Consider the following 11,760-nt stretch of genomic DNA (forward strand, 5'->3'; position numbering starts at 1 on the left):
TATAAAACTTTACCAGCTCTACAAAGCTAACAGCTAGCTCTAGCTAGTGCTTAGTCTGCTAGTTATTCGCGTAATGACCAGCTAGCATTGGCAGCTAAAGCATCACTATAAAAAGCTAAACCCAATTAAACTCCTTTTTCACTGACAAGTAATAGTGACACGACAAGGTTCACTAAAACGTTAAAGAGGAGTTTTTCAGTGTGGTTTAGCTTTTTTTGTGTTTGGGGAGCTTGCTGCCTTGTTGATGGGGTGTTCTTTTGCTCGCTAGCTTAGTTTTGACTTGTGGTATGGAGGAGTTGGTGTTGATAAAGGCGCAGCGCCAGGTGTAAATTCATCAATTGATCAGTGTTTTTGAGACTAATGGCCAAAATAGATTCGACTTTGGCTAGGCGAGCTCGCAAGGTATTTACATGGATATAAAGTTTTTGACTGGTCTTAGTGTAGGAAAAATGATTATCAAAAAAGACTGTTACAGTAGGATAGAGCTGGGTATGATTTTTTTGGTCATATTGGAGGAGGGGGTGGAGGAACTGCTCGAATAATTCAGCTACAAAGAGATGGTTGACTGCCCCATAATCATCCGTCAACAGTTTTAAAATGCCAATATCCTGGTAAAACTGAAGATGATGTGATTGTTGGTTAGATTTGGAAAAGCGAATGGCCTGCTTGGCTTCGTCTAAGGCCCGCCGTAATTGCCAATAAGGCTTGACTGAGCTAATGCCCAGATAAAAATGGTGGTGACCAAGGAAAGTTCGCATCAAGCGTGTCCACTCATCTAGGTGAGAAAGGAGATCAGCATCTGGGCCAAATAGGACAATCAGCTGCTGGTTGCGGGAGAAGAAATGCAGATTATGAGTGGCTAAAGAGGAGGCCTGAAGGTAGTTAACCAAGTCATTAAAAAGGGTTTCAAAGGCTAGCACATCAGAGTTTTCTAACAAATCTGACACCAGAAGGATCTGTAAGTCCTGCTGTATATTTTTACCAAGGCTCAAGCTATATTTGCTTAAACTGTCCAGATCAGGTTTGGTCATTTTAAGCATGTCATCAAAGATGATGTTTTTAAAATAGTTAGTATTCTTTTGAAATTCCGTCTCTAAAACAGCTTTTAATAGATAGATGGATTGAATATTTGCTAACTTTGACAATACAGTCGCCTCCAGCCACTCTGTCTTAGCATCTGTCCGTAGCACCAGGTAAAACTGTAAATGATTTTGCTGGTAACAAGGGAGAAAAAAGAGGTGGCAATTGAGCTTGGTAAGAAAGAGACTGCGATAACAAAAACCCTCAATAGTTTGTTGGTTTAGGTCAACACCAATGGGTGAGAAGCGCCCGATATTGTCAGGGCTGAACTGCTCAAAATAAGCTTCCCACGACCAGTCATCACTAGCATCAATCAATGCCATTTGCTTGCTTAAGATGGCTGTTGATAAATTAGTGGTCTCATAAACAATCTGACAGAGGTTGTTAATACTATGGGTATCCGAAAAATAATGAATGACCTGCTTAATAAAGTGCTCGGATTCAATCAAACTTTTGGTGCTATGAGCAATTTCAGCCTCCTGAAAGGCAATAATGACATCACTCCAGGAATGATGGTTATCAATCAAAAACAGCGGGATCTGATAATAGCGAAGAAGATCAATCTTGTCATCAGATAGATAAGGTCGGTATTTCTTTTTAGAAACAATGGCCCCAACGCGGTGGTGCTTTAAAGATTCGATGAAGGTTTTGGTGAAATGACTGGTCATAAATTTACCAATGATTAAGAGCTCTGCCCCCATTAGCCAATTGTCAATGTCTGAGACATCCATAATATTAACTGATTGCAACTCATTTTCGAGCCCTTCTGGCGTGGTAAAATGAGTGGCTTGCTGAAAAATGGGCAAGGCTAAAAGAGAAGCAACTCTGATCTTTGTACTCATGTGTGTCTCCTTTGTATGAACTGATGATTAAAGCGCTTTACTTTTATATGATAACACAATTCCCTTTCTCTGGTTGCCTAAGCTATAATAAAGCCATCATAAAAAAAGGAGATCCGCAGATGAGAAATCGTTTTAAAGGAAAAGATTATTTAGCCTTCAAGGATATGACCCGTGAAGAAATTGAATTTATCACGGACCTAGGCTTGGATTTCAAGAGAAAATGGACGATGAAAGAACCGCATGAATATTTGAAGGGCCAAGTCTGGGCAGCCTTATTTGAAAAGAACAGCACCCGCACCCGCAATGCCTTTGAACGGGCTGCAGCTGATTTAGGGGTCAAAGTTGTTTATCTTCGGCCAGACGAAATGCAGATGACCCGTGGTGAACCTTTAAAAGATACTGCGCGTATCTTAGACCGCTATTTTGACGGTCTCTTTATCCGCACCTTCGGACATGAAATCGTTGAAGAATGCGCTGCGTGGATGCAAAACCCTGTTATCAATGGCTTAACAGCCTTGGAACACCCAACCCAAGGCATTGCAGACTTAATGACGATCAAAGAAAAGAAAGGGCACTACCAGGGGCTTAAAATGTGTTATTCCGGCAATCTGTACAATGTTGCCTATACAACCATGCTGTTTTGTGCCACCCTGGGAATGGACCTGTCAATTGCTTGCCCAGAAGGTATCGAACCGGACCAGACCATCCTAGCAGAAACCAAAAGACGCGCCAAAGAAAGCGGAGCAACCATTGAATTTACCCAAGATTTTGATGCCGCTTTGCACGGTGCAGATATTGTCTATGGTATGTCGCAATATAGCATGGGGCAAAGTGATGAAGAGATTGCTTTTCTCAAAAAGATCTTTAAACCCTACCAAATTACTATGGATGCTATGAAAAAGGCCAAGCCTGATGCCATCTTTATGCACTGTTTACCGGCTCATAGAGGAGAAGAAGTGACCGATGAGGTCATGGAATGTGCGCAATCAGTGATTTTTGATGAGGGCGAAAATCGCATGCATTCAATCAAGGCCATCTTGGCGGCTGTAGCCAACTAGGCTTGATTAATGGGAATGAGATACCGACTGAGGTGGAAAATATATGGAAGTGCAAGAAAAGAAAAAATTTAAGTCGCCCAATACTTACGTCATCATTTTCTTTGTATTACTCTTTGTTGCCCTGTTGACATGGATCATACCAGGTGGCAAGTACACCTATGACCAATCTGGCAAGGCCATTGCCAATTCGTATCACCAAATCGCAGCCAACCGTCAGGGTTTGTGGGATGTGATCATGGCGCCGATTATTGGGATGATTGGTAATGATAAGGTTTCTGGAGCCATCACGATTTCCTTAAATGTCATGCTCTTTGGAAGTTTTTTGGAGATGATGGATGCCACAGGAGCCATTACAATTGCCCTTAAAAATATCGCCAAAAAGTACCAGAGTAATTACTATACCTTAATTACCGTCTTGACCTTTTTGATGGGGATTTTTGGAACCGTACAAGGCGCCTACGAAGAAGGCTTTGTTTACCTCTTGATGTTTTTGCCGATTATTCTATCGCTAGGTCTAGACACCATTGTCGCTTTAATGATTGTCATTTTTGGGACCCAGGCCGGTTGTGCCGCTTCCATTGTCAACCCGTTCTCCACTGGGATTGCCTCAGGAATTGCCGGTATTAGTCCAGGTGAGGGTATCCTTTTTCGGGCCTTTACCTTCATTATCTTATTATCAGCTTGCTCGGCTATGATTTGCCTTTATGCTAAACAAGTCAAAGCACATCCACAAAAGTCTGTTCAATATTTCAGACATCAAAAAGACCTAGAGGAATTTACAGCCCTTGATAACCAAGATAAGCAGCTAGATAGCAAACAAAAAAAGGTTTTTACGATTTTTATTTTGACCTTTGTGATTATGATTTTGTCCTTGGTGCCTTGGACCTCGCTCAATCCCCATTGGACTTTCTTTGAGAGCATTACTAAATGGGCTAACCATAATAGCTTACTAAGTACAGTGCTTGGATCGAACTTGGTTCCATTTGGAAAGTGGTACTTTAATGAAATTAATGGCTTATTAATAGTGATGACCATATTGACCGGTTTCATCATGGGTTATTCTATTGATAAAACCATCACTATCTTTATCAAAGGAGCAGCCGCCTTGGTTTCTACAGCCTTTATTGTCCCCTTGGCTAGAGGAATTCAAGTGCTCATGACCAATGGTAGCATCACCGCCACTGTGCTCAATGCGACCGAAAAAACCTTAGGGTCTTTACCACCCCTAGTCTTTGTCCTTGTGTGCTTTCTTGTCTATATTATCCTAGCGACCTTTATTCCAAGCTCAACAGGCTTAGCTGCAGCGACTATTTCAATTATGGCACCGCTTGGCCTTTTTGCCGGGGTTTCAGAAGCCACCATGGTTGTGATTTATAATTTTGCGCTAGGTTTTGTGAAATTGCTTGCGCCCACATCGATTATCGTGATGACCTGTACACAAGCAGTCCATGTTGGTTACGGGTCTTGGCTAAAAGCTATTTGGAAATATGCCTTAGCCTATCTTTTGGTTTTAACGGCACTCTTAGCCATAGCTGTCTTTATCATGTAAAAGGAGATTAAAATGAGTGAAACTGTCTACGTTCGTAATGCTACCAACACCCTAAAAAAAGTCATCGTCTGTTCGCCTAAATACTATAAATTCAATGCCATCAATGAAATCACCAAAAGCTGGATGGAAAAAGGCGAAACCGAACAAAACGACCTCATGGTTAAAGAGTGGCAGACTTTAATTGATGCTTATAAAGCCAATGGTGTTGAGGTCATTGAGATGGAACCAGAAGCTGAATTAGAAGTGCAAACCTTTGCCCGTGACTTTGGTGCCATGGTCAAAGAAGGAGCCATTATTGGGCGCTTTCGCCATCCAGCCCGGCAAAAAGAAACCCAAAGGTACGAAGCCAAACTAAAGGAACTAGGTGTGCCAATTATTGCTCGCTGCAATGCTGGCTGCTTTGAGGGTGGCGATTTTTGGATGCTTGATGAACACACCCTAGCTTTTGGTCAAGTTGACCGTACCGACCAAGCTGGTGTCGATAATCTGCGCGAGCAATTGCAAAAATTTGGTTACACCGTGGTCGGAGTACCAGTCGCTCCAGAACATTTGCATCTGGATATGTGCTTTAATATTGTAGCTCCAAAGATCTGTATCGCCGCTACCAGTGTTTTGCCTTTTTGGTTTATTAATATGCTAAAACGGCGGGATTTCACAATTATTGATGTACCAGCAGCCCTGATTGAAAAGCATGGCTGTAATGTTCAGGCCCTAGGCAATCATAAGGTCTTAGGCATTGCCAATAATCAATCGGTCAATGAAGCAATGGAAGCAGCTGGCGTAGAAGTCATCAAGCTGCCTTTGCAACAAATCTTAAAAGCTGGAGGCGGACCTCACTGCATGACCTATCCTGTTGAACGTAGCAATGAATAGATAAAGGTTGTGACCATATGAAAGTTGTTATTGCTGATTACCCTGATTCCATGATGCCTAATCACGACTATGAAAGAGAGATCTTAACCAAGGGCCTAGGAGCAAATACAGAGATTGTGGTTTATCCCTACCATGATGACAAAGAGGAGTTTTATGAGGTTATCAAGGATGCCCAGGCCATCTTAACCGCCTTTACCCCCATTGATGCTGAGACGCTGGATCATGCCTTGCAATTGCAGGTGGTTTCAATCAATGCGACTGGTTATGATAATGTAGACTTAGCAGCAGCCAATGCGCGCCATATTGGTGTCTGTCCTGTTGGTGAGTACTGTACCAAAGATGTAGCTGAATTTACCATTGCAACTATGATGGCTTTGGTGAAGAATCTTAAAAGCTACCAGACAGCGATTGATTGCCATTATCACTGGTCTTATGACTATGCTAAACCCAATCAACGTCTCTCGGACATGACCCTTGGTATTTGTGGCCTAGGAAAGATTGGTAAAACCGTAGCCCGCAAGGCTTTAGGTTTGGGACTCAAGGTGCTTGCTTGTGACCCCTTCACCCACCTACCAGCAGATCTGGCTGTGACGATGGTTAGTAAGGAAGCCCTTTTTGCCCAGGCAGATATTATTACTAATCATATGAACCTCAATGAGACTAATTATGGTTATTTTGATCAAAAAGCCTTTAAACAGATGCTCAAGCAACCTTATTTTATCAATATGGGACGAGGTGCCTGTGTGGTAGAGGCTGATGTGATTGCTGCTTTGGACCAAGGGCGCTTAAAGGGGGCCGCTTTGGATGTCTTAAAGGATGAGACGCCTGATTTGGCTCAGCATCCCTTGGTCGGCCGTGAAAATGTCTTAATTACACCCCATGCTGCCTTTTACTCCACCTCATCCTTGCGGGATCTGCAACGGATTTCCACTGAGAATATAGTGCATTACCTCACAGGGCGCAAAGACCGCGTCTTTAAATTAGTCAGTGATTATTAGCTGACCTTAAACCTCTAAGCTGGGCGTTTTCTTTAGCTTTTTGGCTGCCTTGTGGTGTCGTCTTTGTCAGATGTGGCTTTATTTGGAGCGCTCTTAGTGAGATAAGCTAGGGAGGCACTCAGCTTGCTTTTGCCGCTACTGGTGGCCGAGGTTTAGCTCAGCTGATTGTCCTAAAAGCCCAGGGCCGAATTTGACTGTTTGTGGTATAATGAACTAAGATGGCCCACAGCAAGGAGACAAAATCATGCAAATCTTTGATACGCATACCCACTTAAATACAGAACCCTTTATTGGAAACACCGAGCAGGAGCTGGCCCTAGCCAAAGAAATGGCGGTCACCCGCCATAATGTGGTTGGCTTTGATCACGCCACGATTGAGCAGGCCCTAAGCCTGGCTAAGCACTACCCAGAAATCTACGCCACCATTGGCTGGCATCCCACAGAAGCCGGCTCTTACACCCAAGCCGTTGAAGACCAGATTGTTGCGCATCTAAATGAGGACAAGGTCATCGCCCTTGGCGAGATTGGCCTGGATTACCATTGGATGACCGAGCCAAAAGCCGTGCAAATCGCGGTCTTTAAGCGGCAAATCCAGCTGGCCAAGGACCATCACCTGCCCTTTGTTGTGCACACGCGCGATGCCCTAGCTGATACCTATCAGGTGTTAAAGGAAGTCGGTGTCGGACCTGAAGGAGGCATCATGCATTCTTACTCAGGACCACTGGATATGGCTGTCAAACTAGCAGAGCTTGGCATGTTAATCTCTTTTTCTGGCGTGGTCACCTTCAAAAAAGCAACAGATGTCCAAGAAACCGCCAAGCACCTGCCATTAGATAAGGTCTTGGTCGAAACGGACGCGCCCTACCTTGCTCCTGTTCCGATGCGGGGCCGTACAAATCGCACAGCCTATAGCCGGTATGTTGTAGAAAAGATTGCTGAGCTGCGAGGACTACCAGACGAAGTGGTGGCTGACGCGACCTATCACAATGCCATGAGGGTATTTCAACTTGACTGATAAAATCAAAATCCAAGAAGTCCTTGTCGTTGAAGGCAAAGACGACACCGCAAATTTACGCCGTTATTTTGAAGTGGATACTTACGAAACCCGCGGCTCAGCCATCACCGACACTGATTTGGAGCGGATTGAGCGCCTTAATCAGCTGCGCGGGGTGATTGTCTTTACCGACCCTGACTATAATGGTGAGCGCATTCGTAAAATCATCATGGCCGCTATACCCACAGCTCGTCATGCTTTCTTAAGCCCTGACGAAGCTGCGCCTGCTTCTAAAACCAAAGGACGTTCCTTAGGCGTTGAGCATGCGAGCTTTGCGGATCTCAATAAGGCCCTGACCAAGGTCACTCGCTCCTATGCTGACCAAAACGACTTTGACATTACCAAGGCTGACTTGATTAGATACGGGCTTTTGCTAGGTTCTGACAGCAGACAGCGCCGTGAGTATCTCGGCCAAGCCCTGCGCATTGGTTATTGCAATGGCAAGCAGCTGCTCAAACGCCTGGAGCTATTTGGCATCAGTCAGGCTCAACTAGCAGCAGCCATGGCTGATTATCCCACTTAGAGTCTAAAGAAAAAGCATACCGTTACCTTGGCTGTAGATATGCCCCCTTTTACTGAACTAATCCAGTGAAAGGGGTTTTTGTATGAAACTAACAAAGGCCCCCATACCTTTTTATATAAGTTGTCTATATATTTTTGTTTCCAGTAAAACGAAAACTGTCAAATAGAGGACGCTTCGAATTATAACTAAGGACAAGTGGCATAAGATTATTAGTAATCATCAAAATATAGGCGTCATTTTATGCTACAATAGAGAAAACAAAAAAGTAGGACAAGATACATGAGAATAGCTGACGCTAAGGTAACCCGTGCCATCCTTGACCGGCACGGCTTTACCTTTAAGAAATCCTTTGGTCAAAATTTTTTAACCGATACTAATATTTTGCAAAAAATTGTCGATACCGCTCAGATTACCCCAGCAGTCAATGTCATTGAAATTGGTCCTGGGATTGGCGCTCTAACCGAGTTTTTAGCAGAAAAAGCAGCTGAGGTCATGGCCTTTGAGATTGATGAGCGATTAGTTCCGATTTTGGCGGATACCTTGCGGGATTTTGAGAATGTTCAGGTCATTAACCAGGACATCTTAAAAGCCGACCTGCACCAGCAGATCCAGCAATTTAAAAACCCTGACCTGCCGATCAAGGTAGTAGCCAATCTCCCCTACTATATCACCACGCCCATCCTCATGCATCTGATTGAAAGCAAAATCCCTTTTCAAGAGTTTGTGGTTATGATGCAACGCGAAGTCGCAGATAGAATCTCGGCCAAGCCTAATACCAAGGCCTATGGCAGCCTCTCTATTGCTGTTCAGTATTATATGGAAGCCAAGGTTGCCTTTATTGTCCCACGGACTGTTTTTGTCCCGGCCCCGAATGTTGATTCGGCTATCTTAAAGATGACACGTCGAAAAGAGCCCTTAGTATCAGTGCAAGACGAAGACTTCTTATTTCGAGTGAGTAAGGCTAGCTTTGCCTATAGGCGCAAAACCCTCTGGAACAATCTCACCAGTCATTTTGGCAAGACAGCAGTTACCAAACAGCGCTTGACCCAGGCTTTAGAAACTGCCCAGATCAGCCCGACCATCCGTGGCGAAGCATTAAGCCTGGCTGATTTTGCTCGCTTGGCGGATGCCTTAAAGCAGCAAGGCCTCTAGGTGTGGGCTAGTTGCCTTGCTGCTAGCGCCTTAGCTGTGTCACGGAAATACAAATCACCAAAAAACCGACCTGAAAAATCAGTCAGGTCGCCCGATAGTCTGACCAAAAACGGCTGAAAAGCTTGCCAAGCCTAGCGCCAGCAAGCCCTAATGCCCAGCCCAAAAAGCAAGGCCAACTTGCAAAGTCGACCTTTAAAACCTCTCCAAAACTCTTTATACTATTTGGCGTAGAAATGCCTTAGTGATTATCGTTTATTTCTAAATTATAAGGAAAAGAAAGAGAGAAAAAATCGTGAAAAAGATACGCACCAAGCGTCTCAACCGGCTGGTTTGCCGTTATGGCTTAACCTCAGCCGCCCTTTTGTTGACCCTCGGGGGGGGGGGTAGTGTAAAGGCGAAAACGGTTTCATTGACTGAGCAAGTGAATAATGTTTATGGACAAAGAAGCAAATTTCCTGAGCATATAACCGTTTTGCGATGGAATGAGGATAGAAGTTCTTATACTGGGGTGAGTATTGCTAATTATTTGGATCAGCTTCGGAAATTCTTTTTGGAATATCTTGATCAATCAAATACCCTATATAAGGCGATTGACGAAGGGATTCAAAATGTAGAAACAACCCCTGGACCTCCAGGACCGATGGGGCCGGCTGGGCCGCAAGGAGCGCGTGGTGAGCGTGGCTTAACTGGTGCAGCAGGTGCTCGCGGCGAACGTGGTCCTCAAGGTGAACAAGGTAAGCCAGGTGCAACTGGTGCTCGCGGCGAACGTGGTCCTCAAGGTGAACAAGGTGTAGCTGGCCCCCAAGGTCCTGCTGGTCATGATGGCCATGACGGCAAAGACGGAGCTCAAGGTCCTCGCGGTGAAAAAGGCGACAAGGGCGACACTGGTTTACAAGGGCCTCGCGGTGAACAAGGTATAGCTGGCCCCCAAGGTCCCGCCGGTCATGATGGCCATGACGGCAAAGACGGAGCCCGGGGTCCAAAAGGTGAACCGGGCGAACGCGGTTTACAAGGTCCTCAAGGTGAACAAGGTGTAGCTGGCCCCCAAGGTCCTGCTGGTCATGATGGCCATGACGGCAAAGACGGTGTTCAAGGCCCGCGTGGCGAAAAAGGCGACAAGGGTGACACTGGTTTACAAGGCCCTCGCGGTGAGCAAGGTATAGCTGGCCCCCAAGGTCCCGCCGGTCATGATGGCCATGATGGTAAAGACGGCCACGACGGCGCTCAAGGCCCGCGTGGCGAAAAAGGTGAGCAAGGCGAACGCGGCGAGGCCGGCCCCCGTGGTGAGCAAGGGCCGCAAGCTACTCCTCAGGCCCCAGCCCCACATCAGCCAGAGGTGACGCCAGAAAAGCCAGACCTGCCTGAGCAACCAGGCCAACCACAATTGCCAGACCAACCAAAACAACCAGAGGTGCAACCACAACCTCAACGTCCGGAACAAGGACGCAAGGAAGACCAGGCTGCTCCTAAGCACACACCGCAAGTGGCGCCACAACGTCCGCAGCAACCAGGTCAAGCACCACAAGCCCCACGCGGCTCGCAGCATGCTGGTATGGCCCCACAAAGGAACCAAGCTGACCACAAGGTGGTCATCCCGAGCCGGACGCCGCAAGCCGCACCAGCTGGCAACCTAGCTCAGCTGCCTGCACACGCCAACACGAGCCAGCAGCTCCCAGCTACCGGTGAAGCGCACAACCCGTTCTTCACAGCAGCTGCGCTCACGATCATGACAACCGCAGGTGTGCTGGCTTACAGAACTAAAAGAGAAACAAACGACATCCTATTTTAAGACAAGCGACTACTGACACAATGTCTGTGTCTAATCGCAAACAAGAGGGTCACCAACTGGTGACCCTCTTGTTTTTAGGATTGGTGTTTTTTGCATCAGAGCTGCTGCCTCATCTCAAGCTTTTAATCCGTGTGAATACCTAAAACGTCTCGGATTTTTTGCACCTGGAGTTCAGCCAGCTTGTCCGGCTCTTTTGCGGCTAGTTCCTGCAGCTTCATCGCAAATCGAGGATCCAGCTTAGCTTGTTTGGCCAGGTTGGCCTTCAGTTGCGGCAAGGCAGCTTGCAATTGCTTGGCTTGGTCCTTGCTTAAGACCAACCAGGTTTTCTTTGGGAGCGTGACCACATATTTGGTGCTGACCAATTGCCCGTCCTCTCCACCAAAACCATAGAGCCACTTAACCCAGTCAGAGTCAAAGCGATAGCGCTTGGTCCGTGTCGTGAGCATGGCGTCTTTAGTATCGCCATACCGATAGGTGGTCTCTTGCTTAGCAGCTTGGCTGATTTTCTTTTTATTAGGAATAAAGTGCGCACGCGGAGCTTTATCAGTTGGCTGATCTCGGTAGACCATCACATGGTGTTTGGACTTGGTGCCGATAGGTTCTTGGATGACCACACCGAAGTTAGCCTTGGGATCAGCTGCGCTATAAATGGGCTTGTGGGTCTGGGTCGTTTGCACCCTCATGCCAGTGTGATTGACAAAATGGTCCGTCAACAGATAGACACTAAAGGCTAAGAAGGCTAGAGAGAAAATCCCCAAGGGATAGCGTAACGCTGGCTTATCCAGCAACATCCAGGTGACAAACGTTAGAATAGTTGCTAAGGCAATAATCACAATAATCAT

Annotated in this window: 10 protein-coding genes; 8 read left to right on the forward strand and 2 right to left on the reverse strand. The window is 46.0% G+C overall.

What is annotated here, in order from left to right; genetic code table 11:
- Nucleotides 1-269 precede the first annotated feature (269 nt).
- Entirely contained in the window at nt 270-1,922 is a 1,653-nt protein-coding gene (locus tag K5J94_RS09495; protein WP_231700371.1) for a helix-turn-helix domain-containing protein, read from the reverse strand.
- A 119-nt stretch (nt 1,923-2,041) separates the two neighbouring features.
- On the opposite strand from K5J94_RS09495, the gene argF reads away from it, so the two are divergent.
- The 8 genes from argF to K5J94_RS09605 all read left to right on the forward strand — a co-directional run bounded on the left by argF (nt 2,042) and on the right by K5J94_RS09605 (nt 10,918).
- Nucleotides 2,042-2,980: an ornithine carbamoyltransferase gene (argF, locus tag K5J94_RS03215; RefSeq protein ID WP_159543282.1), complete on the forward strand. Its 939-nt coding sequence runs from the start codon at nt 2,042-2,044 to the stop codon at nt 2,978-2,980.
- Between the two features lie 43 nt (nt 2,981-3,023).
- On the forward strand, nt 3,024-4,529 hold the full coding sequence (locus K5J94_RS03220) for a YfcC family protein (RefSeq protein ID WP_159543280.1): 1,506 nt from the start codon (nt 3,024-3,026) through the stop codon (nt 4,527-4,529).
- Nucleotides 4,530-4,541: 12 nt separating this feature from the next.
- A complete protein-coding gene (locus K5J94_RS03225; RefSeq protein ID WP_159543496.1) occupies nt 4,542-5,402 on the forward strand; it encodes a dimethylarginine dimethylaminohydrolase family protein in 861 nt (286 codons plus the stop codon).
- Nucleotides 5,403-5,419: 17 nt separating this feature from the next.
- Nucleotides 5,420-6,400, forward strand: a complete 981-nt coding sequence (locus K5J94_RS03230) for an NAD(P)-dependent oxidoreductase (RefSeq protein WP_159564406.1) — start codon at nt 5,420-5,422, stop codon at nt 6,398-6,400.
- 241 nt (nt 6,401-6,641) lie between these two features.
- Nucleotides 6,642-7,415 (forward strand): TatD family hydrolase, encoded by a 774-nt coding sequence (locus tag K5J94_RS03235; protein WP_159548592.1) that lies wholly within the window; start codon nt 6,642-6,644, stop codon nt 7,413-7,415.
- Nucleotides 7,408-7,977, forward strand: a complete 570-nt coding sequence (rnmV, locus tag K5J94_RS03240) for a ribonuclease M5 (protein ID WP_221913502.1) — start codon at nt 7,408-7,410, stop codon at nt 7,975-7,977. The genes K5J94_RS03235 and rnmV overlap by 8 nt, the downstream gene beginning before the upstream one ends.
- 279 nt (nt 7,978-8,256) lie before the next feature.
- Nucleotides 8,257-9,129, forward strand: coding sequence for a 16S rRNA (adenine(1518)-N(6)/adenine(1519)-N(6))-dimethyltransferase RsmA (gene rsmA / locus K5J94_RS03245; RefSeq protein ID WP_159543274.1), 873 nt, complete (start codon nt 8,257-8,259; stop codon nt 9,127-9,129).
- 292 nt (nt 9,130-9,421) lie between these two features.
- Nucleotides 9,422-10,918, forward strand: a complete 1,497-nt coding sequence (locus tag K5J94_RS09605) for an LPXTG cell wall anchor domain-containing protein (RefSeq protein WP_269437387.1) — start codon at nt 9,422-9,424, stop codon at nt 10,916-10,918.
- Nucleotides 10,919-11,040: 122 nt separating this feature from the next.
- Here K5J94_RS09605 and K5J94_RS03255 read toward each other — a convergent pair whose 3' ends face one another.
- Nucleotides 11,041-11,760 (reverse strand): DUF4811 domain-containing protein, encoded by a 720-nt coding sequence (locus K5J94_RS03255; protein ID WP_221913504.1) that lies wholly within the window; start codon nt 11,758-11,760, stop codon nt 11,041-11,043.

The sequence above is a fragment of the Streptococcus halichoeri genome (genome assembly GCF_019774635.1).
GTDB lineage: Bacteria > Bacillota > Bacilli > Lactobacillales > Streptococcaceae > Streptococcus > Streptococcus halichoeri.

Coding starts and splice junctions, on each gene's coding strand:
- rsmA (WP_159543274.1), top strand. CDS start 8,257: ATGAGAATAGCTGACGCTAAGGTAACCCGTGCCATCCTTGACCGGCAC.
- K5J94_RS09495 (WP_231700371.1), bottom strand. CDS start 1,922: ATGAGTACAAAGATCAGAGTTGCTTCTCTTTTAGCCTTGCCCATTTTT.
- K5J94_RS03220 (WP_159543280.1), top strand. CDS start 3,024: ATGGAAGTGCAAGAAAAGAAAAAATTTAAGTCGCCCAATACTTACGTC.
- K5J94_RS03255 (WP_221913504.1), bottom strand. CDS start 11,760: ATGATTATTGTGATTATTGCCTTAGCAACTATTCTAACGTTTGTCACC.
- K5J94_RS03230 (WP_159564406.1), top strand. CDS start 5,420: ATGAAAGTTGTTATTGCTGATTACCCTGATTCCATGATGCCTAATCAC.
- K5J94_RS03225 (WP_159543496.1), top strand. CDS start 4,542: ATGAGTGAAACTGTCTACGTTCGTAATGCTACCAACACCCTAAAAAAA.
- argF (WP_159543282.1), top strand. CDS start 2,042: ATGAGAAATCGTTTTAAAGGAAAAGATTATTTAGCCTTCAAGGATATG.